This window comes from Caulobacter sp. UNC279MFTsu5.1 (assembly GCF_900114015.1).
Classification (GTDB): Bacteria; Pseudomonadota; Alphaproteobacteria; order Caulobacterales; family Caulobacteraceae; genus Caulobacter.
In genome coordinates, this window is sequence record NZ_FORN01000015.1 from 1 (window position 1) to 24,729 (window position 24,729).

17 protein-coding genes are annotated in these 24,729 nt (G+C 67.4%); 7 read left to right on the forward strand and 10 right to left on the reverse strand.

The window, feature by feature from the left end:
• Positions 1 to 474, forward strand: a 474-nt coding sequence (locus tag BM066_RS10560; RefSeq protein WP_177218431.1) for an IlvD/Edd family dehydratase, incomplete at its 5' end; no start/stop codon positions are given.
• 122 nt (positions 475 to 596) lie between these two features.
• Here BM066_RS10560 and BM066_RS10565 read toward each other — a convergent pair.
• Positions 597 to 2,189 carry an alpha-N-arabinofuranosidase gene (locus BM066_RS10565; protein WP_089927299.1) on the reverse strand — a complete coding sequence of 531 codons (1,593 nt, stop codon included), beginning with the start codon at positions 2,187 to 2,189 and terminating at the stop codon, positions 597 to 599.
• Positions 2,190 to 2,298: 109 nt separating this feature from the next.
• Positions 2,299 to 4,035, reverse strand: a complete 1,737-nt coding sequence (locus BM066_RS10570; RefSeq protein ID WP_089927303.1) for a glycoside hydrolase family 43 protein — start codon at positions 4,033 to 4,035, stop codon at positions 2,299 to 2,301.
• 290 nt (positions 4,036 to 4,325) lie between these two features.
• On the opposite strand from BM066_RS10570, the gene BM066_RS10575 reads away from it, so the two are divergent.
• From BM066_RS10575 to BM066_RS26665, 6 genes are all read left to right on the forward strand, one after another.
• Entirely contained in the window at positions 4,326 to 6,665 is a 2,340-nt protein-coding gene (locus BM066_RS10575; RefSeq protein WP_089927308.1) for a glycoside hydrolase family 95 protein, read from the forward strand.
• A 396-nt stretch (positions 6,666 to 7,061) separates the two neighbouring features.
• Positions 7,062 to 7,493 (forward strand): DcrB-related protein, encoded by a 432-nt coding sequence (locus tag BM066_RS10580; RefSeq protein ID WP_089927311.1) that lies wholly within the window; start codon positions 7,062 to 7,064, stop codon positions 7,491 to 7,493.
• A 16-nt stretch (positions 7,494 to 7,509) separates the two neighbouring features.
• Positions 7,510 to 11,802 (forward strand): RHS repeat-associated core domain-containing protein, encoded by a 4,293-nt coding sequence (locus BM066_RS10585; RefSeq protein ID WP_089927314.1) that lies wholly within the window; start codon positions 7,510 to 7,512, stop codon positions 11,800 to 11,802.
• Between the two features lie 3 nt (positions 11,803 to 11,805).
• Positions 11,806 to 12,258, forward strand: coding sequence for an SMI1/KNR4 family protein (locus BM066_RS10590; RefSeq protein WP_089927316.1), 453 nt, complete (start codon positions 11,806 to 11,808; stop codon positions 12,256 to 12,258).
• Positions 12,259 to 12,280: 22 nt separating this feature from the next.
• On the forward strand, positions 12,281 to 12,919 hold the full coding sequence (locus BM066_RS10595) for a hypothetical protein (RefSeq protein ID WP_089927319.1): 639 nt from the start codon (positions 12,281 to 12,283) through the stop codon (positions 12,917 to 12,919).
• Positions 12,894 to 13,487, forward strand: coding sequence for a hypothetical protein (locus tag BM066_RS26665; RefSeq protein WP_218150903.1), 594 nt, complete (start codon positions 12,894 to 12,896; stop codon positions 13,485 to 13,487). The genes BM066_RS10595 and BM066_RS26665 overlap by 26 nt, the downstream gene beginning before the upstream one ends.
• A 56-nt stretch (positions 13,488 to 13,543) precedes the next feature.
• On the opposite strand, the gene BM066_RS10605 is transcribed toward BM066_RS26665, so the two are convergent.
• The 8 genes from BM066_RS10605 to BM066_RS10640 form a co-directional block, all read right to left on the reverse strand.
• A complete protein-coding gene (locus tag BM066_RS10605) occupies positions 13,544 to 15,136 on the reverse strand; it encodes a response regulator (RefSeq protein WP_089927325.1) in 1,593 nt (530 codons plus the stop codon).
• A gap of 8 nt (positions 15,137 to 15,144) precedes the next feature.
• Positions 15,145 to 18,042: a hybrid sensor histidine kinase/response regulator gene (locus tag BM066_RS10610; protein WP_255367549.1), complete on the reverse strand. Its 2,898-nt coding sequence runs from the start codon at positions 18,040 to 18,042 to the stop codon at positions 15,145 to 15,147.
• Between the two features lie 217 nt (positions 18,043 to 18,259).
• On the reverse strand, positions 18,260 to 19,045 hold the full coding sequence (locus tag BM066_RS10615; protein WP_089927328.1) for an ABC transporter ATP-binding protein: 786 nt from the start codon (positions 19,043 to 19,045) through the stop codon (positions 18,260 to 18,262).
• Between the two features lie 13 nt (positions 19,046 to 19,058).
• Positions 19,059 to 19,949, reverse strand: coding sequence for a nitrate ABC transporter permease (gene ntrB, locus BM066_RS10620; protein ID WP_089927332.1), 891 nt, complete (start codon positions 19,947 to 19,949; stop codon positions 19,059 to 19,061).
• A 12-nt stretch (positions 19,950 to 19,961) separates the two neighbouring features.
• The gene (locus tag BM066_RS10625; protein WP_089927334.1) at positions 19,962 to 21,254 is read right to left on the reverse strand and encodes a CmpA/NrtA family ABC transporter substrate-binding protein; all 1,293 of its coding nucleotides are present in this window, start codon (positions 21,252 to 21,254) and stop codon (positions 19,962 to 19,964) included.
• A 21-nt stretch (positions 21,255 to 21,275) separates the two neighbouring features.
• The gene (locus tag BM066_RS10630; RefSeq protein WP_369823243.1) at positions 21,276 to 22,595 is read right to left on the reverse strand and encodes an alginate export family protein; all 1,320 of its coding nucleotides are present in this window, start codon (positions 22,593 to 22,595) and stop codon (positions 21,276 to 21,278) included.
• A gap of 384 nt (positions 22,596 to 22,979) precedes the next feature.
• Positions 22,980 to 24,008, reverse strand: coding sequence for a PAS domain-containing sensor histidine kinase (locus tag BM066_RS10635; protein WP_177218433.1), 1,029 nt, complete (start codon positions 24,006 to 24,008; stop codon positions 22,980 to 22,982).
• Between the two features lie 257 nt (positions 24,009 to 24,265).
• Positions 24,266 to 24,703: a D-Ala-D-Ala carboxypeptidase family metallohydrolase gene (locus tag BM066_RS10640; protein ID WP_089927342.1), complete on the reverse strand. Its 438-nt coding sequence runs from the start codon at positions 24,701 to 24,703 to the stop codon at positions 24,266 to 24,268.
• Positions 24,704 to 24,729: the final 26 nt, after the last annotated feature.

Genomic DNA, 24,729 nt, shown 5'->3' on the forward strand with positions numbered 1-24,729 from the left:
GGGATCACCGAGCGCAGCGTGCTGTTCATGCGCGGGGCCGGGCCGGTCGGCTATCCCGGCGCGGCCGAGGTGGTCAACATGCGGGCCCCCGATTACCTGATCAAGCAGGGGATCCACCAGCTGCCGTGCATCGGCGACGGACGCCAGTCGGGCACCTCAGGCTCGCCCTCGATCCTCAACGCCTCGCCCGAGGCGGCGGCCGGCGGCGGCCTGGCCCTGCTCAGGACCGGCGACCGGGTGCGGGTGGACCTGCGCAAGTCGCGGGTCGACGTGCTGGTCACGCCCGAGGAGATCGTCGCGCGCCGCAAGGCGCTGGAGGCGGCCGGCGGCTATCAGTACCCCGAAAGCCAGACCCCCTGGCAGGAGATCCAGCGCGCCATCATTGGCCAGATGGAGACCGGCGCCGTCCTCGAACCCGCCGTCAAGTACCAGCGTATCGCCCAGACCAAGGGCCTGCCCCGCGACAACCACTGAAGTAGCAAGGTTCGGCGCGCGGCCCGTCCCCGTCCGCCGGAGACGATCCAGGCCAAACGGTCGGCGGAATAGAGTCGGAACCCAAGCCGCCGTGTCACTGGCGGCTTGGGTTCCCGTTGGATCTAGGGCTCCAGCTGCACCACGACGATCGACTTGGCGGGGATGTCCAGCTTGAGGCCGTCGCGCCCTGCCTTGGCGCTGAAGGGCTTGGGCGTCACGGCGCCGGGCGCTTCGAAGGTGTTGACCGCATCGACGCGCGCGGCGGTCAGGACCTGGCCGCGAGCATTCGCGGCCTTGGCGCCCGAAAGGTTGGCCAGGATCGATGCCGGGCGCGTGGGATCGAGGTTGGTCACGGCCAGCCACAGCTTGCCCTGGGCGTCGCGCGCCGCGATCGCGTCCACGCGCGGCAGCTTGATGTCGCCTTGTACATAAGATCCGGCGTCGAAGCTGACGGGGAGGGACGTCGCGTCCTGGAACGGCAGGTACATCTTGTAGACATGATAGGTCGGGGTCAGGACCATCTTGTCCTTGTCGGTCAGGATCATCGCCTGCAGGACGTTGATCATCTGGGCGATGTTGGTCATCCGCACCCGGTCGGCGTGGCGCGCGAAGATGTTGAGGTTCAGGGCCGCGACGATCGCATCGCGCAATGAATTCTGCTGCGCGAGGAAGCCGGGATTGGTGTTTTCCAGCGGCGCCAGCCAGACGCCCCACTCGTCGACGACCAGCGGCACCTTCTTCTCGGGATCGTATTTATCCATGATCGCCGCGTGCTGGGCGATCAGGCCGTCCATGCCCAGGGTTTCCTTGACCAGCTTGGCGTAGGCGGTCTCGTCGAACTTCGTGCTGGAGTACGACGGGGGCCAGCCGCCGGTCGTGTAGGAGTGCAGCGACAGGCCTTCGATGTTCCAGGCCCAGTCGTGCCCTTTCTGCGAGGCCATCACCGCCTCGGTATAGGCGGTGTCGGCCTGGTTGGGGCCGACGGCGATCCGCTGCATCGCCTCGGCGCCCGTCTGCTTGGGATTGTAGTTTCGGACGAAGCGGGCGTAGCGCTTCATTTCGTCGGTGTAGGACACGGGGGTCATCGCCCCGCCGCAGCTCCAGCTTTCGTTGCCGAGGCCCAGATACTTGACCTTGTATGGCGCGGGATGGCCGTTGGCGGCGCGTTCCTTGCCCGCCGTCGTCTGTGGATCGGCGGTCATGTACTCGACCCATTCGGCCGCTTCCTGCACCGAGCCGGACCCGACATTGACCGAGACATAGGCCTCGCTGCCGATCTGATCGACGAAGTCCATGAACTCGTCGGTGCCGAAGGTGTTCGGCTCGACCGCGCCGCCCCAGTTGGAGTTGATCGTCTTGCGCCGGCCCTCGGCCGGGCCGATCCCATGGCGCCAGTGATATTCGTCGGCGAAGCAGCCGCCCGGCCAGCGGACATTGGGAACCTTGATGGCGCGCAGGGCCTGGACGACGTCGTTGCGGATGCCGCGGGTGTTGGGGATCGGCGAGTCCTTGCCCACCCAGACGCCGCCGTAGATGCCCGTCCCCAGGTGCTCGGCGAACTGGCCGAAGATGTTGCGGTCGATCTTGGGGCCCGGCGCGCCGGCGTCGATCTTCACGGCGATCGGCGAGTCGGCCTTGGCCTGGGCCAGAACCAGGGTCGGCGTCAGCGCCAAGGCCAGGGCGCAGGCGGTCATCGGAACGGTCAGTTTGATCATGTCTTCTCCCTTGGATGTCGGCGCGCCGGCGATCTCCCGGCTGCGTCGCCCTCTGTTGCTGTGGTTCAGGTCTGTCCCGCCGGGGCGCCGTCCGACGCCGGAGCGTCCTTCATCGGTCTTGCCCCGGGTCCGCCAGCCCCTCGTGGGCGTAGACGCCCAGCAGCGCGCCGACGAAGCCGCCAGCCTTCTTGGTCGAGAGGATCGTTCCATCCTCGCCGGCCTTCAAGGTCGTCCACCGACCCGGCGCGAGCGCATAGGCGAAATCGTAGAGACCGCCGCGGGCCGTGATTTTCAGCCAGACCGGCGCGCCGGCCTTGGGGGCGACAGGGGCGCTGGCGACCTGGACGCCGTCAACCGGATCTCCGGAACCGGCGCGGCGCTCGAGCACGATCTTGGCCTGGCCGCTGGCGTCGCGGGTCAGGCCCAGGAAGAAGAAGTGGTCGTCGTTCTGCACGGCGACCATGCCGGCCTTGTCGCCCGCCTTGGCCGGATCGAAGCGCATCAGGGTCGAGGCGCTGGCGTTGATGTGCTGCTGCCGGCGACCCCAGAACGACGGCTGGGTCATCCCCCCGATCGTTTCAGGGCGCGCGGTCAGTACCAGCTTCCCGGACTCGAGCCGCCACCAGCGTTGCTGCGGGATCCGCAACGTGACCCAGCTGAGCGGCAGGGCCTGGCCGTCGAACTCCTCGCGGACGGTGAAGGCGCCGGCGGTGGGGGGCGGCGCAGGCGCCGTCGCGGGCAGGTCGGGCTTGGCGTGGACGTAGGGGATGGTCCTGCCGTCCTCCAGAATGATCGGCCAGCCATCCTTCCACTCGACGGGCAGCAGGAAGGTCTCGCGGCCGGTGTTGTAGAGATCGTCGCCATAGGGACGGACCGCCAGGAACGTCGCCCACCACTTGCCGTCCGGGGTGTCGACCAGGGTGGCGTGACCCGCGGAGGTGATCGGAAGCGGGCGATTCTTCGGAAGGCCGCGCTGGGTCAGGATCGGATTGTGCGTGTACGGAGCGTACGGCCCCAAAGCGCTCTTCGATCGCAGGACGACCTGGCTGTGGCCCTCGGCCGTGCCGCCCTCGGCGGCGACCAGATAGTACCAGCCGTCCTTCTTGAGGATATGAGGTCCTTCCGGCCAGATCGGCTTGGCGGCGGGGTTGACGCCCTTGTCGAGCAGCAGCTTGGGTTCGCCGATGGTCTTCTGGGTCCTGGCGTCGTAGCCGATCGCCCAGATGGCGCGATGGCCGCTGTATTCGGGCTTTCCCGGCGGCTCACCATTGAAGACGATCAGGGCGCCGCCGTCGTCGTCGAAGAAAAGATACGGATCGATGCCCGCCACGGCCGGCAACCAGACCGGATCGGACCACGGACCTTTCGGGTCCTTGGCGGTGATCAGGAAGTTGCCGCCGCAATCGACGCAGGTGTTCAGGATATAGAACAGCCCGTCGCGATGGCTCAGCGTCGGCGCGAAAACGGCGCGCGACAGGCCCAGCCGCTTGAAGTCGAGCATGCCGGGGCGATCGATGGCGTTGCCGATCTGATTCCAGTGCACCAGATCGGTGGAGTGAAAGACCGGAAGGCCCGGGAACCAGGCGAAGGTCGAGCTGGCGAGATAGAAGTCCTGGCCCACCCGCATGACGGCGGGGTCGGGGTAGGTCCCCTTGAGAATCGGGTTGGCGTACTGGGCCGAGGTCGGCTTGAACGCCGCGTCCGACGGATCGGCGCCCGTGTACTCGAACCAGTCGAACGCGGCCTTCGGCGCGTCCGGTCGATCGCTGGCCGGGCGCAGCGGGGCGCGAGCCTGCGCGGTGCCGGCGACCAGGAGGCAAAGGGCGATAAGGCTTGGGCGGATCACCTGGCTGAATTCCCTCCGAAGGATCGCGATTGATCGCGTTTTTCTTGTACGGCAAATCGCACGACGACGGTCGGTCGCAAGCCGGGCTCCACCTCATCCTAGTCGGCGAAATTCGCAAATGGTAGCGCTAACGTTCGAAGCGTGAACTTTGATCTCCGGGAGCAATGGCCGTCTTGCGCCCGGGCGGCGTTGTCATAACTTGTCGGAGTAATTGACTCGCTCGCCGTGGCCAGTGACGCCCGGTCGGGCGGCCCGTTCAACGATTTCCCCGACAATGCTTCGAGAGCCATATGACCCTGACTCGTCGGTCCACGCTCGCCGCCCTTGGCGCTTCCACGGCTCTTGCCGGTGCTTCGTCTCGCGCAGCGACGCCCAAGCGATCGCCGCTGCGCCTCTGGTATCGCCAGCCGGCGAAGAAATGGGTCGAAGCCCTGCCGGTCGGCTCGGGCAAGCTGGGCGCCATGGTGTTCGGCGGCGTCGCGGCCGAGCGGCTGCAACTGAACGAGGACACCCTGTGGGCCGGCGGCCCCTATGATCCGGCCCCCCCGGCGGGCCTGGCAGCCTTGCCGGAAATCCGTCGCCTGATCGACGCGGGCGAGTACGCCAAGGCCACGGCGCTGGCCGACGCCAAGTTCATGGCCGTGCCAAAGACCCAGATGTCCTACCAGACGATTGGCGACCTCAAGCTCGACTTTCCAGGCCTGGCGGAAACGGCGAGCGACTATGTCCGAGACCTCGATCTGGATGGGGCGATCGCCACGACGACCTTCACCGCAGGCGGTGTTGGCTATGTCCGGGAGGTGATCGCCAGCGCGCCGGCCGGTGTGGTCGCGGTGCGTTTGCGCGCCAACCGCAAGGGCGCGATCGCGGTGAACCTCGGCTTCGCCTGCCCGCTGAAATCCGAATCCGCCGTCGTGGGCGGGGCCTTGGTGCTGACGGGCTTGAACGACAGCCAGCAAGGCGTTCCGGCTCGGCTGAAGTTCGAGTGCCGCGTCGAGGTGCGCGCCAAGGGCGGCCAGGTCGGCGGGGAGGGCGGGAAGCTCTCGGTGACCGGCGCCGACGAGGTGGTGTTGCTCATCGCGGCCGCCACCAGCTACCGCCGCTATGACGATGTGTCAGGCGACCCGACGGCGCTGAACAGGGCGACCCTGGCCCGGCTGGCCGGTAAATCCTGGACCGGGCTGCTGTCGGACCATCAGGCCGATCATCGGTCCCTGTTCCGTCGCGTGGACGTCGACTTCGGCCGCACGCGGGCCGAGCTCTCGCCGACCGACGAGCGGATCAGGTCATCTTCGACCGCCGACGACCCGTCCCTGGCGGCGCTCTACTACCAGTACGGCCGCTACCTGCTGATCGCCTGTTCGCGGCCGGGCGGGCAACCGGCCAACCTGCAGGGCGTCTGGAACGACATGACCTCTGCGCCCTGGGGAAGCAAATACACGATCAACATCAACACCGAGATGAACTATTGGCCCGCCGAGCCGACCGGCTTGCCGGAACTGGTCGAGCCGCTGATCGCCCTGGTGCGGGACATCGCCGAGACCGGCGCACGGACGGCCAAGGTCATGTACGACGCGCGGGGATGGGTCGCGCACCACAACACCGATCTTTGGCGCGCCACCGCGCCGATCGACGGGGCGGTCTACGGTGTCTGGCCCACCGGCGGCGCCTGGCTCTGCAAGCACGTCTTCGACCACTACGACTACAATCGCGATACGGCCTATCTGGCGCGGGTCTATCCGCTGATGAAGGGCTCGGCCCGGTTCTTCCTCGACACCCTGGTGGTCGATCCGAAGTTCGGCGTGCTGGTCACCAGTCCGTCGCTTTCGCCGGAGAACGATCACGGTCACGGCTCGTCCCTGGCGGCCGGTCCGACCATGGACCAGGCGATCGTCCGCGACCTCTTCACCAACTGCCTGAAGGCGGAGGACATTCTGGGCGCCGACGAAAGCTTCGTCGCCGAGCTGAAAGCCGCCCGCGACAAGCTGGCCCCCTACAAGATCGGCAAGGACGGTCAACTGCAGGAGTGGCAGGAGGATTGGGACGCCGGCGCGGCCGACATCCACCATCGCCACGTCTCGCACCTCTATGGCCTGTTCCCCTCGGACCAGATCTCGATCGACACCACGCCCAAGCTAGCGGCGGCCGCCAGGACGACCCTGGTCACGCGAGGCGACCTCTCGACCGGCTGGGCCATCGCCTGGCGCCTGAACCTGTGGTCGCGCCTGGGCGACGGCGACCATGCCCACGGGATCCTGAAGCTGCTGCTGAGCCCGGAGCGGACCTATCCGAACATGTTCGACGCCCATCCGCCGTTCCAGATCGACGGCAATTTCGGCGGGACCTCGGGCATGACCGAAATGGTCCTGCAAAGCCGCAACGACCACATCTACCTGCTGCCCGCCTTGCCATCGGCCTGGCCGACCGGGCGCATCACCGGCCTGCGAGCGCGGGGCGGGGTCGGCGTCGACATCCACTGGGCGGGCGGCAAGCTCACCGAGGCGGTGCTGACCGCCAAGGCAGACGGTCGCCATACCGTGATCTGCTCCGGCTCGGTTGTCACAATCAGCCTCAAGGCCAACGAAAGCGCGCGCCTGGTGCTTCGTGGAACGACCTTAACGCGCGTGTGAGGTTCTCAGCCGGGGCGGTTCGAGGGCGACCTCAAGACAACTCCTGGCTGCGATGGCCTGCCGGCCTCATTCATGGACGAGGCCGGGGACGGCGAACCGGCCGAACCGCCGACCCTGGTCCTCGACGACGGCCTGCGCCGCCTTGAGGCGTTGGCGCATGAAGGAATCCGTTCAGAGACCATCCCGACGCCGTCATTCCGATACCCGGCATGAAGCTCGCTGCTCTGAACCCCTCCAATAAAAAGTTCCAACGCTCAACAGGTCTGATGGAACCGGGCGTTCAATTGAGAGTTGCCATCTGCGACCTATCCCGGCGCAGGGCGTGCGCCGTTCGATGGCGCATGGCCGCGAAGAAGACATGCTCAACGTTGAACTGAGCTCTCTATCGGGGAAGCCATGCCGCAGGACTGCCGCACCGCCGAATTCTCGTTCCAGGCGCCGGATGATTGGAAGGATCGCCGGATGATCGCGTGGTCCGCCCAGCCCCGGCCCGGCCAGGCGGTGGTTCCGAACATCCTGGCGACCTATGACCGACTCCCCACCGACAAGACCATCGAGGCGTTCGTCGATGCCCAGGCGGCGGACCTGGCTCGCCAGGCCAAGAAATTCACCCTGATCGGTCGCCGGGAAGTCCTCGTGGACGGCCGGCGGGGCCTGGAGATCCTGTTCCGCTGGGACGCCGGTTCGGGTCTGCTGCGCCAGCGCCAGATCTATGTGCCGCTCGACGACGGACGGCTGATCACCCTGGTGAACACCGCGCTGGACAGCGACTTCGAGGCGGTCGATCCGTTGTTCCTGGACATGCTCGGCGGGTTCAAGTGGCTCTAGGCGTGGAGGCCTGACGATGGAAGCCGCCCTAGCGGCCGCCCGCGTGGGCGACCAGATCGAGCACTCCAACGCCATGCTCGGCTTCCTGATCGGCGCGGCCGTTGGCTTGGCGGTGGGGGTGGCTCTGCTGGGCGCGGTGGTCGCGGCGCCGTTCACCGGCGGTTTGTCGCTCTGCGCCGGGGTCGCGGCGGTGGCTGCGTTGGGCGGGATCGTCGCGGGGGTCGGCGCGGGCGCCATGGCGGGAGGCGTGCTGGGCGGGCTGATGAGCGTGCCCAGCGGGCCGATCCTCACCGGTTCGCTGAATGTCTTCGTCAACGGCCGGCCGGCGGCGCGCGGCGTCATGGACATCGTGGCCTGCATCAAGCACGGTCAGGTTCCCAAGCGCATTGCACAAGGCAGCAAGACGGTCGGGATCAACGGCCTGCCGGCGGCCCGCAAGGGCGACAAGACCGAATGCGACGGGACGATCGCCGCCGGTTCGCCGAACGTCACCATCGGCGCCGAGCCGGGGACCTTCCTGCCGATCAGCCCCGAGATCCCCGAATGGATGAGCTCCACCGCCAAGTGGATGATGATCATCGGCGGCGGCGTGGCCCTGGGCGCGGGACTCTTCGGCGCCGCGCTGGGCGGTCTGGCGGCGGTCGGCGCCTTCGTCGGCAACGTCGCCCTGGGCGTCGTCTCCAGCCTGGCCGGCAAGATGATCGGCGGGGCGATCGGCGAGGCCTTCTGGGGCGAGAAGGGTCGTATCGCCGGCGAGACGATCGGCGAACTGGCCGGCGTTCCCGGAGCGCGCAACGCGATCCGCAGCCTGCGCGGCCACCCGGTGGACGTCGCGACCGGAGAATTGATCGTCGAACACACCGACTTCGAACTTCCCGGTCCGCTGCCGCTGACCTGGACGCGGCGATGGAACTCGTCGTCCAACATCGATGGCGACCTCGGCTCGGGCTGGTCGCACCCGTTCGACATGGCGCTGGAGGTTCTGCCGCGCGAGGGTCTGGTCCGGGCGCGCCTGGACGACGGCCGCCTGGCGTTCTTCCCGATCGCCCGCCCCGGCGAACCGATGGTCAACCTGTCGGAGCGCCTGGTCCTGCATGCCGAGGGCGACGGCTATCGGATCGCCGGCTATGATGGCCTGAGCCACCTTTTCCGTCGCTATCCCGACGGCCTTCACCGCCTGGTCGGGGTGCGGGACGCGGCTGGAAACCATATTCAGATCGATCGGGACGCCAAGGGGCGCATCCTGGCCCTGATCGACGTCGGCGGCCGACGTCTCCAGGTGGTCAGCGACGAGGCCGGGCGCATCGTCGAGATCGACGCTCCTCACCCCACCGTTTCCGGCACGCGCCAGCGCCTGGTCTCCTACGCCTATAGTGCCGAAGGCGACCTGATCCAGGCGACGGACGCCCGTGGCGGCGTCACGCGCTATCGTTGCGTCGAGCACCTGATCGTCGAGGAGCAGCGCCGCGGCGGGTTCAGGTTCTACTTCCGCTGGGACGACCCGGCCCTGGGCCGCCGGGCCCGGTGCATCGAGACCTGGGGCGACGGCAATCTCTACTATTGCCGGTTCGACTACCGGCCCGACGACCACGTCACCCTGGTCACCGACGACCAGGGGGGCGAGACCCTCTATGCCTACAACCGGATCGGCCTGGTGGTGCTGGAACGCGGCCCGCTGGGCCACGAACAACACTGGCTCTGGTCGGAAGCCGGCGCCTTGCTGGAATACAAGGACGGTGAGGGCCGCACGTCCGCCTTCGCCTATGACGACCTGAATCGCCTCGTCCGGCAGACCGCCCCCGACGGCGCCTCGATCCGCGCGGGCTTCGCGGACCTGGTCGACACGGCGTCGCTGTCGTCGCCGAGCCTTGGCCTGCCGCTGTTCGCCACCCATCCGACCGGCGGCGTGACCCATTACGCTTACGACGCGCGCGGCCAGTTGGTCTCGACGACCGACCCGCTGGGTCGCGAGACCTGGTTCCTGCGCGACGACCGCGGCCTGCCGCTGGCGATCCGGGACGGCGAGGGGATCTTCCGCCGCTACGGCTGGGACGCCCAGGGGCTGCTGGCCTGGGAGAGCGACGGGCGCGAGGCCCGCCGAGACCTGCGCCACGACGCCCTGGGTCGCCCCCGCAGCGTCACCGTCGACGGCGAGACCACACATTACGAGCGCGACGCCAACGGCAATGTCGTCGCCCTCACGCGGGCGCGCGACGGCGCGCGGGTGCGCCTCGACTACGACGCCGAGGACCAGGTCATCCGGCATGTCGATCCGCGAGGCCGGGCTACGTCCTGGGACTATGCCGGCCTGCCGTTCCCGGTCAGCCGCACCGACCCCGCCGGCGACACGCTCCGCTACACCTACAATGCCACGCTGCAACTGGTCGCCCTGACTAACGCCAAGGGCGAAGTCCACCGCTTCGATATCGATCCGGCCGGTCGGGTGGTGCGCGAGACCGGGTTCGACGGCCGTCAGATTCACTATGGATGGGATGCGGGCGACCAACTGGTCGAACGCCGCGACGCCGCCGGGACGGCCCGCTACCGCCGCGACGAGGCCGGTCGGGTGATCCAGGCCAATTTCGCCGACGGCCGGCTGCACCGCTTCGCCTGGGACGCGGCGGGGAGAATGATCGGCGCGACCACCTCCGACCGCTCGGTGGTCCTGGCCTATGACGCGGCCGGACAACTGGTCGGCGAAACCCAGGACGGGATCGAGCTCGTCCACCGCTACGACGGCCGGGGACGACGGATCGCCACCCAGCTGCCCGACGGCCGCGCCATCGCGGTCGCATACGACGCCGGCGACGACTTCAGCACCGTGTCGCTAGATGGACGCCTGGTCGCGGCCGTCGCGCGCGACCAGGCCGGCCGCGAAGTGGCCCGCCAGGCCGGAGCGCTGAAGGTGCGCAGCGAGTACGACGCGGCGGGCTTCCTGCTCCACCAGCACGGCCTGCGTGGCGGGACCGCGGCGCCGGTGATCGAGCGGCGCTACACCTACGACCCCTACGGACAACTGCTGGCGCTGGACGACCTGACGCGCGGCGTGAAGCGCTACCGCTATGACGTCAACGACCGCCTGGTCGGCGTGGACGGCGCGACGCCCGAGGCCTTCGTCGTCGACCCCTCCGGCAACGTCCTGCCGGCCGGTCCGCTGGGCGTCGAAGGCGTGGCGACGGGAGACCGGCTGCGGGTCTGGGGTGACCGGCGCTTCGAGTACGACGCCGACGGCCGGCGCGTCCGCGAGCTGCGCGGGGCCGGAGACGGCCGCGAGCTGCGCTACGCCTATGACGGCGCCGGCATGCTGACCGAGGTGGTCGAGCGGTCCCGCCGCGGCCTGCGCGTCACCCGCTTCGGCTACGACGCCCTGGGCCGGCGCGCCTGGAAGGAGTCGGGATACGCGCCGCCGCCGCCGGCCAACGCCGAGCCCGGCGCCGCGCCGCCCGAGCTGAAACTGGCGCGGACGATCTTCTACTGGGACGGCGACGTCCTGCTGGGCGAGGCGGCGGCGGACCCGGACGGCGCGGCGGCCGATCCGCTGGCCACGCTGTACCTGCACGAGCCGGGCAGCTTCCGCCCGCTGGCGCTGGCGCGGCGGACGGCGCCGGACCAGGCCGCCGAGCTGCACCACTTCCAGCTGGACGCGGCCGGCACCCCGCAGGAGCTGACCAACGACAACGGCGTCGTCACCTGGCGCGACGATTTCACCGCCTGGGGCGCGGTGGCCCGCAAGGCCGAGGCGGTGGTCGACAACCCGATCCGCTTCCAGGGCCAGTACGCCGACCCCGAGACCGGCCTGCACTACAACCGTTTCCGGTATTACGATCCCGGCGTCGCCCGGTATGTCAGCCCCGACCCGATCGGGCTCGAGGGCGGACTGAACGCGGCGGCCTATGTGTTCGATCCCAATGCATGGGTGGACCCGCTAGGCCTCGCCGGTTGTGCATTCACTCCACAATTTTGGAAAACTTCCACCACATTCAAGGGAAATAAGGTCTTCCAAAGGAACGACCTGTTCGATCCGCAGGCGACCAGTTCTTGGAAAGTGAGGGGAAAAACTGTTACGGGAACCAACATCGAGCGCATGGCGACCGGACGCGCTCCAATTGGAACTGATGGGAAAGCGGTTAATCTTCACCACCTGACACAAACTCAGAATGGTGGAATAGCCGAGGTATCGGGGAGCATGCACCAGAAGTACTACAGCACCCTACATATCAATACTGGACAACTTCCTTCAGGAATTGATCGATCGGCATTCAATTCGTGGAGGGAAAGCTACTGGATAAACCGGTCCACAGGGTTTTGAGCCATGGATGAACTTGCCTACAAAAGAACTATCGACCTAATCGAGCGCAATCGATCGATCGCTGAGTTCGCGGATTTCGGAGATGGCGTGAGTTCGGAATGGATTGCCGCTGCCGAAAAAAATATCGGAAACCCGCTGCCTCAATCTTATAAGTGGTGGCTCGCAAATTACAGTGGTGGAGAAATTGGAGGCGAGGAAATTTTTAGCATCTATGCTGAAAATCCCGATGATGTTGTTGGTGGCGATATTGTCTATATGTACAAATTGGCTATGAAAGACGGTTTAGATTCGAGCCTCATACCTTTGTGCCATAGTGATATAGACGGTGTTTTCGCATTTCAAACCGCAAACGGCATAGAAGGAAACGAATACCCCGTCCTATCGTTGGCGACTGGCGAGAAATACGCCGATGATTTTCTTGAATTCATCGAAAAGCGGATAAATCTGTTCACCTGAGCCCTACTTCGAGACCCTTGAAATGAGGAAGGACGTCAAGGTCGGCCTGCTGTCCGCCGTCGGGACAAGCCTCGACCCGTACATGGCCGAGCATGGTTTCCATCGGGGAAGGAACAGCCTGATCTACAAGCGAGCCCTCGCTGGCGCGACGCAGATCATCGACCTCCCTTTCGACGCCCGCCCTAAGGAGGACCCCGTCACCGTCGCGGCCCTCTATCCTCGAATGGAAGTTCGAATTCCCTCCGTGGACGCCGTCCTGGAGGCCATGATGGGTGGCGCGTCCGGGGCGTTGCGGGGCTATTCGGACGCCAGGTCGAAGCAACCGATCGGCTTCACCTCGGAGAAGGCCGACCCGGGTCGGTGGTATGTGCGCCAACTGGACGATCTTCCCGCCGCCGTCGATGAGGTCCGCACCTTCCTGGATCGATGGACGATGCCGCTCCTAGACGTCTATGCAACGCCCGAGGACATGGTGGCGGCGCAAGAGCGCAACGATGGCCGATTGAGGAACGACCGCCCCCAACTCATCCGCGTCGTCGCCGCCGCGCTCGTCTGCGGCAGGCAGGATTTTGCACAAGCCTTGATGGAAGAACACTTCGGGGCGCCGGGCGCCCGGCGTCTGTACCAGCAGGTCTTTGACTATATCCAACGCGCGACGTGAGGTCGTCGGAGATGTTCGAGAGGGTTGGATCCTGACCCAGACCCTGATCGAAGCGGCGTTCGCGCAGACGGCGAAATATTGGGAGACCGCCGAAGAGGCCTTGCGTCCAAAAATGTGGCCGCCGACACCCTTCCGTCACGGAATCCCCGCGCTTGCGCCGGGCGTTTTCAGGCCCAGCAGTCCCATGCTGGAGGAGCGCTTCCAGCTCTGTGGCCGATGGACGACGGCGAGCCACGGCCACTGGCTTTCCACGTCCGACATGGAGGCCCTTTGGTTGAACAACGGAACCGATCCCTTCGTCGAAGGCGTCAAGCAGATGCAAGCCGCCAGCGCGGAAGGCTGGGCCAACGACGCCTCCACCCTGTTCCGACCTGAACGGTTGTCGCTTTTCGCCGGTAGTGAATACAACAACGAGCGGATCTACCTGCTTTGGCTGGACTTCGAGGACGAGCCGGAACTCTGGGTCTATGACGCCAACGGAGAGTCTCGATATCGCGACCTAGCCGCCTACCTGCGGGCCTATCTCGCCGAAGATGTCAGCGCCGCGTCGATCTCCTGGCGAGCCTAGGCGCCTTTGCGGCTACGGCCGCCGTCGCCGCGCGCCCGGCCGAGCCGGCCTGAGCGTCAACCGACCGCCAGGCGCACCGCCCGGCTGAGGTCAGCGATGGCGATCGGCTTGCGCAGGACGGCGGCGGCCTCGATCTGATCGAGGGCCAGGGAGTCCGCATAGCCGCTCAGGAAGACGATCGGCAGATGGGGATAGGCGGCTTGGGCGCGTCGCGCGACCTCGGCCCCGGTCATGCCCGGCATCGCATAGTCCAGCACCACGGCGTCGGGCGTCTCGGTTTCCAGTTGGGCCAGTCCCGAGGGGCCGTCCGACGCCGAGCGCACCAGGAAACCTTCGCTGACCAGGGCCTCGCAGAGGCTTTCGCGGACATGGTGGTCGTCGTCGACGACGAGCACCCGAAGGCCTTTTCGCTGCGTCTGGACCGGTTCGGGCGGCGCTTCGATGCGCAAGGCGGGGGGCTCGGTTCGCGGAAGTGAAACCCGGACCCGCGTGCCGGCGCCCGGAGCGCTGTCGATCTCGCAATCGCCGCCGCATTGGCGCGCGAAGCCATGAACCTGCGCCAGGCCTAGGCCGGTGCCGGATCCTGTTCTGGTGGTGAAGAAGGGCTCGGTCGCGCGCGCCAGCACCTCCGGCGTCATCCCGACACCGGTGTCCGCGACCTCCAGGACGATCCGATCCGGTTCGAGGCGCGTGCTCAGGCGCACCAGGCCGCCATCGGGCAAGGCCTCCCGGGCGTTGACGATCAGGTTCAGCGCCGCCAGCTCCAGCTGCGTGGCGTCGGTGCTGGCCCACGCGCCATCGGCCTCCAGGCTCACCTCGAGATCGACCCCCGGGCCGAGCGCCTGGCGCAGCAGCGGGTCGCTGCGCCGCAAGGTGGCGTCGACCTCCAGCGGCTCCAGCCTCAGACGCTGGGTGCGGGAGAACGCCAGGAGCTGGCCGGTGACCTTGGCGCCGCGGTTGGCGGCCTCGAGGGCGTTGTCGACGAACCGGCGGCACGGCTCCGCCTCGGGCGGAAGTTTGCGCTGCAGCAGCTCCAGATTGCCGATCACGGCGGCGAGCAGGTTGTTGAAGTCGTGGGCGACGCCGCCGGTGAGGCGGCCGATGGCCTCGATTTTCTGGGCCTGCATCAGCGCCTGCTCGGCCTTGAGGCGTTCGGCGGCGTGGTGGTCGACCTCTTCGAGCGCCCGCTCCAGTTCGGCTGTGCGGGCTCGCACGCTCTGCTCGAGTTGGTCGTTCTCGCGCCGAAGCCGGCCAAGAGTGCGGGCGCTGGCCAGGACGGGCAGCAGATTGCTCAGCTTGAGCGGCTTAAGGACATAGTCGACGGCGCCGCTGCGCATCGACTCCACCGCCGAGGCGATGGTCCCTTCGCCGGTCATGATGACCCCGGACAGGTAAGGGTCGCGGTCGTGGGCCTTCTGCAGGAGCTCGACGCCCGTGGTCGACGGCATCTTCAGGTCGGTCAGCAGCACGTCGAACGCGCCGGGCGTGATCGCTTCCAGCGCCTCGGCCGGACTGGTGAAGCCGGTGACGTCGAAGCCCTGGCCGCCGAGCGTCACGCGCAGGGCCTGGAGATTGGCCGCCTCGTCATCGACGATCAGGATGCGCGTCCGCCGAACGTCGTCGTCTGCCGGGTTCTGAGGTTCGGGCATGGAACGGCTCACATCGTCAAGCGGGCGAGAGCCGCGCGAAGTTCGCGCAGCTTGGGCGGTTTGCTCAGCACCAGATCAATGTGGGGTGGGATGTCCTCGTCGGCGAGAAGTCCCTGGCCCCAGCCCGTGAGCAGGATCACCGGCGTCGTGGCCGACAGCTCCTTGATCGCGGTCGCCACGCGACGGCCGTCGACATAGGGCATGCCCAGGTCGGTGAAGACGGCGTCGAAGCGGTCGCCGGCCTGGCTGGCCTCGAAGAGTTCGATCCCCGCGCCGCCGCCATTGGCGATGGTCACGACATGTCCGTCGCTTTCCAGGGCGTCGCTCAACGCCTTGAGCAGAACGGGATCGTCGTCCACCAGCAGCAGCCGCAGCCGGCGTCGCGGAGCGACCGCCGCGGCGTCCGGGACGGCGCGACCGTCGATCGCCCGGGCGAAGGTCAGCGAGACGGCGGCGCCGGCGCCGGGCGAGGATTGGATATCGAGTTCGGCGCCGTGACGCTGCGCGACGCCATAGACCATCGCCAAGCCCAGACCCGTCCCGCGTTCGCCCTTGGTGGTGAAGAAGGGTTCGAGGCATCGCCGACGGGCCTCGGCGTCCATGCCGATCCCGTTGTCCGCGACGCTGACCCGCACGGCGTCGCCGGCGTTGCCGCCGATCCTGGCGGTGCTGACCGTGAGAACCCCACCATCGGGCAGGGCGTCGATGGCGTTGAACACCAGATTGACCAGCGCTTCGCGGATTTCGCTCGCGACGCCCAGGACCAGCGGCAGGTCGGGCTCCAGGGCGGTTACGACCTTGATGACCACGCCGCGCTGCATGGCCATGTCGTTCCACCGCGCCCGGGTGAGCTCCAGGACCTGATCGACCAGTTCGTTCAATTGGACCGGCTCGGTCTCCAGCTGGGTTTCCCGCAGCCTGTAGAACTCGCGCATCTTGCCGATCGTCTGGCCCACGTCCTCGACCGCGCGGTTGATGATCTCCAGTTGACCGCGTCCGGCGGGGCTGAGACCGGTCTCGGTTTCGAGCATGGCCTCCGTATAGAGCGAGACCGGCGACAGGGCGTTGTTGATGTCGTGGGCGATGCCGCTGGCCATCTGGCCCAGCGCCTTCAGCCGTTCCTGCTGCATGATCGCCTGCTGGGACTGGCGCAGATCGTCATAGGCGGCCTGGAGCGCGGTGTGCAGCTGGGCCTGGTGAGCCGCGAGCGCGACGTGTTCACTCAGTTGGCGCAGGAATTCGCATTCGGCGCTGACGAAGGCGTTCGGTTGGAAGCGGGCCACGACCAGGACGCCGAACACCTTGCTCTCGACCTGCAGGGGCGCGCAGACCATCGATCCGAGGCCGCCGCCCGCCAGCCGTTGCGGGAACGGGAAGGGGATGTTGGCGATGTCCGGTTCGTAGACCAGTCGTCCCCGGACGCACTGCGAGAGGCCGTTTTCGTCGATGTCGACGCGGGCGCGTTCCGGCATGGCCAGTTCCAGCGCCAACGCCTGGCTGTTGAGCCCGACGGCGGCGACCGTGAGGGCTCGTTCCAGGTCGTCGTACAGGCAAAGGCAGGCGAAGTCGGCCGGCAGCTGGTCCTCGATGCTCCGCACCACGACCTGGAAGATGCTCTGGTTGTCCTGCCGTTGACCGATGGCGCGCGTGATCTCGTCCAGGAGGCTCAGCCGTTCGAGCTGCGTATGGAGCTTGGCTTCGGCATCCTTGCGCTCGGTGATGTCCGTCGAGATGCCGAACACCGCGTAGACTTGGCCCGTCTCGTCCCGCAACGGGGACTTCACCGAGATGTAGGCGTGGGGGCCGTCGTCGTGCGGGGCGACCTCCTCCTCGGTGAGCGGCTGATCGGCCGCGGCCACGCGCACGTCCATGGAGCGGAAGGCGTCGGCGATCTCCGCCGGGAAGATGTCGTGGTCGGTGCGCCCGATCATCCCGTCGCGGTCGATGTGGAAGATGTCGCCGTAGCGGCGATTGACCATCAGGTAGCGGCCGTCCAGAGCCTTGACATAAATGACGGCGGGAGAGTTTTCGACCACGGCCTCGAGCAGGCGCTGGCTCTTCCAGCGCTCCAGGGTTTCGGCTTCCAGCTCGGCGGTGCGTTCGGCGACGCGCTGGTCCAGCTCGGCGTTGAGCGTCGACAGGGCGGCCTCGGCCTGGACGCGGTCGCGCATGTCCCGCGACGCCGTCTGAAACAGGAAGAACAGCAGCGTGAAGTCGCCGGCCATCTTGCCCAGATGCGCGGCCATCGCGGGCGCGTCGGCGGGCGACCGCGAATAGAGCATGACGCCGTTGGCCAAGGCGAGGATGGCCGCTGTCGTGGGCAGCGCCCCAGCGATCCGGTCGTGGTCGGCCAGCCGCCACGCCAGGACACCCGCCAGGACCCAAAGCAAGGGGGGCAGGATCAACGTCGGACGGGTGATCCCCAGGGGCCCCGGCGGGAGATAGGTTGGCAGATGCTGATAGGCGGCGAACAGGGCGGCCGCCGTCACCAAGATCGCCAAGGCGAAGACGGCCAGGCCGGAACGGCCGCCCGCTGGCCAGATCAGGGCGCCGATCACGCCCAGGGGCAGCAGGTGGGACGGCGGCGGCCATGTCGACGGCCGCAGAACCCCGCTGGAGGCCCTGATCGGGGCCAGCGGACCCGACCATTCGACGGTCACGAGGACATGGACGACCTCCATGGCGCAGGTCGCCAGGAAGACGAGGGCCAGACGTTTGGCGATGTCGCCGCGCTCATGCTGGCCGGCGCCCCACAGGTTCAGCGCCAAGATTCCCGACAGCAGGGCCACGCCCGTGTCGAGAATGGTGTGCAGGTTGGGATAGACCCTGTGCCCGTCGGCCAGCAGAACGCCGCTGACGAGGCCGAAGACGACCAGCACGATCGCGGGACTGGGGGGGCGCGCCAAACCGAAGGCGGCTGATTCCAGAGATTCTGCTGGCGTGGGTTCGGCCAAGGCGCTCCCCCGAACTGGGCTACAGCGAGACCGTTATTCGTATCTCAACTGCGGCCATTCGCAACCCAGCGATGAAGGGGGTAAAATCACGCACACCGGACGGCGATTGGGCGGACGAGCCAGACCGGTTCAGATCCGATCCCGTCCACCTGATCTCAGGATTGACGACCTAGGCCGCGCGCCTGGCGTAGAGGAACTCGATCACCGCCGCCCGGGCGTGGATGTAGGTCGGATCCTCGGCGACGGCGAGACGATCGCGCGGACGCTGGAGGGCCACGTCGAGCACCTGGCCGATCGCGGCGCGGGGGCCGTTGGTCATCATCACGATGCGATCCGACAGCAGGGCCGCCTCGTCGACGTCGTGGGTGACCATCAGCACCGTGTTGCGCAGGCTGGCGTGGATCTCCATGACGCTGTCCTGCAGGTGGGCGCGGGTCAGGGCGTCCAGGGCCCCAAACGGCTCGTCGAGCAGCAGGACCTTGGGCTCCATGGCCAGGGCGCGGGCGATGCCCACCCGCTGCTTCATGCCGCCGGAGATTTCCGAGGGCCGCTTGTCCAGGGCATGGGTCATCTTGACCAGCTCCAGATTGTGCAGCGTCCATTCCCGGCGCTCGGCGGCGGTCTTCACCCCGCCGAACACCTTGTCGACCGCCAGGGAGACGTTCTCGCGCACCGACAGCCAGGGCAGCAGCGAGTGGTTCTGGAACACCACCGCCCGGTCGGGGCCCGGAGCATTGACCTCCTGCTTGTCGAGGATCACCGCGCCGGTGGTCACCGGCACCAGGCCGGCGACGACGTTCAGCAGGGTGGACTTGCCGCAGCCGGAATGACCGATGATCGAGACGAACTCGCCCTTGTCGACCTTCAGGTCGACGCCGGTCAGAACCTCGGAGCGGACGGCGCCCTTGGCGAAGGTGACCCCGACGCCTTCGATGGAGAGATAGGCCTTGGCCATGATGCAGGTCTCCTTAGCTCGCCGCGTTGCCGCGCGAGACGATGTGGCCCAGCAGGGCCACGAGGCGATCGAGGAAGAAGCCGGTCAGCCCGACCCAGGCCAGGGCCACGATGATGTCGGAGATGCGCGAGGCGTTGTACTGGTCCCAGATGAAGAACCCGACGCCGACGCCGCCCAGCAGCATCTCGGAGGCGACGATGGCCAGCCAGCTCATGCCGATGCCGATCCGCAGGCCGGTGAAGATGTAGGGCGTGGTGGCCGGCAGCAGGATCTTGAAGAAGTACTCGACCGGCGACAGTCGCAGCACCTTGGCGACATTGACGTAGTCGGTCGGGATGTTGCGCACGCCGACGGCGGTGTTGATGATGATCGGCCAGATCGAGGTGATGAAGATCACGAACAGGGCCGAAGGCTGGGCCTCGCGGAAGGCGGCCAACGAGATCGGCAGCCAGGCCAGGGGCGGCACGGTGCGCAGAACCTGGAAGATCGGATCCAGCCCCCGGTGCGCCCAGCGGTTGGAGCCGATCAGCACGCCCAGCATCACGCCGCAGACCGCCGAGACCGAGAAGCCGACCCCGACCCGCTTGAGGCTGGTCAGCACGTGCCAGAACAGGCCCTTGTCGACCCCGCCGTGATCGAAGAACGGGTTGAGGATCAGGTCCTTGGACTCGGTCCACACCTGGACCGGCGACGGCAGCCCGCCGTAGGAGTCGCCGATCGCCGCCTGCCAGAGGCCCAGGATCGCCAGGACGGTCAACAGCGGCGGCACGACGGCCGCCGCCGTCGCGCCCGCCCGACGGACGATCTCCGACCCGCGCGAGGCGCGCGGTTCCGGGGGCGGCGGCGCGATCACCGGGGCCGCGACCGGCTCGGCCGGCGAGAAGGAGGGCTTGGGGAAGGTCATCACGCGTCCTCCCTACACCAGCTTCTTGATCGGCTGGCTGGCCAGGTAGGCGCCCGGATTGGCCGGGTCGAACACCTTGCCGTCGAAGAACCGCTCGACGCCGCGGCTGTCGCCGGCGGGGCCCGTCTGGCCGATAGTCTTGGCCGCCGCGCGCCAGATGTCCGAGCGGTTGACCTTGTTGACCAGCGCCTGGGTGTTGGTCTTCTGCGGCAGCACGCCCCAGCGGATGTCCTCGGTCAGGAACCACAGGTCATGCGACTTGAACGGGAAGCTGGCGTTGTCGGCCCAGAACTTCATGTGATGCGGCGAGTTCTTCAGCGTGCGGCCGTCCCCATAGTCCACCGTGCCCTGCAGACGGGGCAGGATGTCGCCCATCGGCACGTTGACGTACTGGCGGCCCGAGACGATCGAGCACATGGCCGGCAGGTTCGAGGCCTTGTCGCACCACAGCTGCGCCTCCTGGACGGCGGCGGTGATGGCCTGGGCGGCGCGGGGGTACTTGTCGACCCAGGCGGCGCGCATGCCCAGGGCCTTCTCGGGGTGGTTCATCCACAGTTCCGAGGTCAGGCAGGCGGTGTAGCCGACGTGCTGGTTGACCAGCTGGCCGTTCCACGGTTCGCCCACGCAGAAGGCGTCCTGGGTGCCGGCCTTCATGTTGGCCACCATCTGGGGCGGCGGGATGACGATCGTGGCGACGTCGGTTTCGGGATTGATGCCGCCCGCCGCCAGCCAGTAGCGCACCCACAGGTCGTGGGTGCCGCCCCGGAAGGTCATGGCCACCTTGGCGATGTTGCCGGCCGCCTTCAGCTGCTGGAACTTGGCCTTGGCGCCGCCGCTGTTGAGCCCGACCTTCACCGCCTTCAGGTCGTTGCCGACCGAGATCGCCTGGCCGTTGGTGTTGAGGCGGGCCAGGATGTACATCGGCGTCGGCGCGCCGCCGGTGATCGCGCCCGTGGTCATCAGATAGGGCATGGGCGACAGGATGTGGGCGCCGTCGATGCCGCCGCGCTCCGAGCCCAGCACCAGGTTGTCGCGGGTGGCGGCCCACGAGGCCTGCTTGACCACCTCCAGGTCGGGCAGGCCGTACTTGGCGAACAGGCCGCGTTCCTTGGCGATGATCACCGGCGCGGAGTCGGTCAGGGCGATGAAGCCCAGCCGGGCCTTGGCGACTTCGGGTCCGGCGCCCGCTGCGTGGGCCCCGGCCGGGAACAGGGCCTTGGCGGCGGCGACCGTGGCGGCCGCGCCCACCAGGGCGTGGCGGCGGGTCAGGCCGGTCTCGGAGGCGGTCTTGTCGGTCTTGGTCATGATCTCAAATCCCGCTGGAGGTCAGAGTTTGTATTCGAGGGTGAACCAGGCCTTGGTCCGCGAGGCCGGCGGCGTGGCCGTGCCGGCGGGCACGGTCGTTTCACGCTGGAAGTCGGCGTACTTCAGCTGGATCGAGAGCTTGGGCGTGATGGCGGCGGCGAAGGCGACGTCCCACTCGTGGCCGAGGTCGGCGCCGGTCCGCTGGTCGTTGAAGTCGTGATAGCGGACCAGGATGTCGGTGTTGAAGAAGTAGGTCCGCTTGAACCGCGGCTTGGCGTTGAAGCTGAGGTTGGCGTCCTCGATCCCGTCGACGAAGCTCTTGTTGCCGCCCGGCGAGACGAAGGCGTCGGACCAGCCCTGGAAGGCGTGGACAGTGGCCAGGGGCGTGGTGAAGCCGCGCGTCCCGTCGCCTTCCAGCGACTCGTAGCTGGCCTTGACGGTGTAGATGTCGAAGGTGCCGGCGATGTCGCCGCCGAAATAGGCCAGGTCGAAGTTCGGCGTGTTGTGGTGGTAGTCCGACTGCTTGGCGTAGGTGGCGTTGTAGGCCAGCTGGTAGAGCCCGACCCAGGTCTTGCCAGAGGCCTTGACGCCCTTGGTCAGAGACGAATTGACCGCCGAATTACCGAAATCCAGGGCGTAGACGAAGCCTTGCAGGCGCAGGGCCTCGGCCGGCGACCAGGTCGCGTTCAGCAGGTGGCTGTCGCTGTCCCAGTCGCGCAGTTCGCCCAGGATGCGGTTGACATGCGAGACGTAGGCGTAGGTCGCCTTGAACCGGCCGAGGGCGACATCGGTGCGGATCGCGTCGAACGTCTGCTCGTCCTGGCGCCAGCCGACATTGCCGACGAAGCGCTGATCGTCGAGCAGGATGCGTTGGCGGCCGGCGGTGACCTGCAGGGCGGCGCTGGGCGTCCAGGTCAGCTGGGCGCGGTTCAGCTCGGTGACGTCCGGGTCGTTGACGATCGGATATCGGGCCTTGTCGGCGCCGTTCAGCGGGGGCGTGGCGGCGCCCGGGACGTTGACGGCGTAGTGCTCCGACCCGGCCTGACGAACGTCCTCGAACTCGATCAGGCCCTTCACGCCGTGGAACTCGGCCGTCTCCCAACCCAGCCGGGTGCGGATCGTGAAGGCCGAGGCGTCGTCCTTCAGGGTGGCGGTCTTGGTCTGGTCGACGCTCTCGTAGCGCGCCCGGACTTCCAGGATCAGTTTTCCGGCGGCGACCTGGTCGCTGAAGGTCGGCGGCGGCGGCGGGGGCGGTGCGGGTTCGACGGCTTCGGCCGGGGGCTCGGCGGCGGCCGGAACCGGTTCCGGCGAGGTTTGCGCATAGGCCGCGCCGCCTAGCATCAGGGCGCAGAAAGCCGTGCTGCACCGCAGCATTTCTCGCAGTCTTGTCATGGTTCAGTCCCCCAAAAGACCAAAAAAAACGCCCGGCGGGACCGCTTCAGCGGTCTCTCCGGACGTCGTTGTCCAAACGGTACCATGCGGCTACATCGCCGCCGGGCGGCCCTCTCGGGCCATCGCGGAACGTCGTTGTCCCGCGTGTTGAGACTAGGAGGGGGCGGGCGGGGCGGCGCGGCAATCCGAAAACCGCGTCATGTCGCATCGCAGCATGGAATCGGCGCCGTTTGCTTAGCAGCGGTGCACGGACGATAGGGACTGTGCTCGGATTTCGCGCGTTTTGACGGCGCGGTCGACCCAGCCTCCCGACAACGAGCCGGGCCATCCACCCTAGCTCTTGGGCAGGAACGGCGCCCAGGCCTCGACCAGCACCCCGGGAACGGCGCTGGTCAGCGAGATGTGGCCGTTCACGAATTCCAGGCGCAGGCGCATGCCGGCCAGGCCGACGCCGGTGGTCGCCGAGGCGCCGTCCGGCAAGCCCACGCCATAGTCGCGGATCGACAACAGCACCATTTCGCCGGCCTGACGCAGGCCGATCGTGGCGCGAGGGCTGCCGGAGTGGCGGTGTACGTTGGCTAGAGCCTCCTGGGCGACACGATACAGCGCCACCTCGGTCGGCCGGGCCATCTTGGGGAAGTCGTCGGCGATGTCGATCTGCAGCGACAGTCCCGTACGGCGCGCGAAGCCTTCCGCCATCTGCCGGACGGCCGGGCCCAGGCCCATCTCCTCCAAGGCCGGCGGATGCAGCACGTAGGAAAGGCTGCGGATCTCCTCCAGGGCGTTGACCAGCAGGGCCTCGATCTCGACCCGAGTCTTTTCGGCGCGGCCCTCGACCTTCATCGCGCCCAGCATCAGCTTGGCGCCGGTCAGGTACTGGGCGGTGCCGTCGTGAAGCTCGCGCGCGATGCGTCGGCGTTCGTCGTCCTCGGCGTGTAGCAGCGCGGCGGTGGCGCGCCCCAAGGCCGCCTGGGCGTGACGCTGAACGGTGATGTCCTCCTGCGCCACGATGACCAACGTCCGGCCGTCGTTGGAAACGCGGGTGGCGGTCATCCTGGCCCACAAGGGGCCGTTGGCCAGGTCCATCTGGTACTCGTGACGAAAAGGCCCAGGTTCGCCCGCCAGCAGGTCCCGCAGGCCGAGAGCGGCTTCCGAGGCGCCGGACGCGCCCAGGCCGTCGCAGAAGGCAATGTAGTTCAAACCCAATCCATGGTTTTCCACCGGCAGCGCGTTGAATTCGGCGAACCGCACCCAGGCGTCATTCACCGCGATGATCTCGCCCGTGGCGTTCAGGATCGCTACGTTCGCCGTGACGCTGTCGAGGATGGGTTCGTGCAAACCAGACGCGGACCATTCGCTCATCTCGTGAGCCGTGTGCATTTCGGTGCTGAGCCTTATGTTTCGATCATTCGTGTCGCGGTCGGCTTATGCGAGATTCGTTGGACATGGGGCGCGACAAGGCCGCGCAGGCGTCACGTCAGGGCGTCACATTCATGGTTCCAGATACGTCCTCGACATCCTTCGCGACATACGAGAGGAAGGCCTCTGCTTCCGGAACATTCAAGCGACCTTCGCCGCGACGACGTCCGCCTGGGCATGACGCCGGAGCGAAGGCGAAACTAAGGCTCGAGGCCGTTATAGACCGCCGAGCCCGGCCCGCCGGGTTGGCGCATCACTTGGCGACGCAGCCTGGGATCGAAGCTGACGTGCACGCAGCGGCTCTTTTCGTAGATCAGCTGGTCGAATTTCAATCCGCTGTCGCGGACGGCTTTGGCGACCTCCAGATCGCTCAGGCCGTCGACATGGAAATCGGCGGCGTGGCCCAGGGCGTGGGCCGAGGTCGGCACGCCGCCGACCGCGGCGTTGACCTGCGGATTGCGGTAGGCGCTGGTGATCTCGATCGGCCGGTTGAACAGCGCGCGGACAGCCTCCATGCGCTCGGCCAGGCGTTTGAGGTTTTCCAGATGCGCCGGCGTTGGGTCGTTTTTGACGCCCATCGACAGCGCCTTGGTGGAGATGATGAACTCCTCGAGCGAGAAATGCGCGCTGAGCTTCATGGCCGCCCTCCCGATGTCGCGGAAGA

Excerpts from the sequence above, each read along its gene's own strand:
- BM066_RS10565 (WP_089927299.1), bottom strand. The coding sequence starts at position 2,189 with ATGATCAAACTGACCGTTCCGATGACCGCCTGCGCCCTGGCCTTGGCG.
- BM066_RS10575 (WP_089927308.1), top strand. The coding sequence starts at position 4,326 with ATGACCCTGACTCGTCGGTCCACGCTCGCCGCCCTTGGCGCTTCCACG.
- BM066_RS10580 (WP_089927311.1), top strand. The coding sequence starts at position 7,062 with ATGCCGCAGGACTGCCGCACCGCCGAATTCTCGTTCCAGGCGCCGGAT.
- BM066_RS10585 (WP_089927314.1), top strand. The coding sequence starts at position 7,510 with ATGGAAGCCGCCCTAGCGGCCGCCCGCGTGGGCGACCAGATCGAGCAC.
- BM066_RS10590 (WP_089927316.1), top strand. The coding sequence starts at position 11,806 with ATGGATGAACTTGCCTACAAAAGAACTATCGACCTAATCGAGCGCAAT.
- BM066_RS10595 (WP_089927319.1), top strand. The coding sequence starts at position 12,281 with ATGAGGAAGGACGTCAAGGTCGGCCTGCTGTCCGCCGTCGGGACAAGC.
- BM066_RS10605 (WP_089927325.1), bottom strand. The coding sequence starts at position 15,136 with ATGCCCGAACCTCAGAACCCGGCAGACGACGACGTTCGGCGGACGCGC.
- BM066_RS10615 (WP_089927328.1), bottom strand. The coding sequence starts at position 19,045 with ATGGCCAAGGCCTATCTCTCCATCGAAGGCGTCGGGGTCACCTTCGCC.
- ntrB (WP_089927332.1), bottom strand. The coding sequence starts at position 19,949 with ATGACCTTCCCCAAGCCCTCCTTCTCGCCGGCCGAGCCGGTCGCGGCC.
- BM066_RS10625 (WP_089927334.1), bottom strand. The coding sequence starts at position 21,254 with ATGACCAAGACCGACAAGACCGCCTCCGAGACCGGCCTGACCCGCCGC.
- BM066_RS10630 (WP_369823243.1), bottom strand. The coding sequence starts at position 22,595 with ATGCTAGGCGGCGCGGCCTATGCGCAAACCTCGCCGGAACCGGTTCCG.
- BM066_RS10635 (WP_177218433.1), bottom strand. The coding sequence starts at position 24,008 with ATGAGCGAATGGTCCGCGTCTGGTTTGCACGAACCCATCCTCGACAGC.
- BM066_RS10640 (WP_089927342.1), bottom strand. The coding sequence starts at position 24,703 with ATGAAGCTCAGCGCGCATTTCTCGCTCGAGGAGTTCATCATCTCCACC.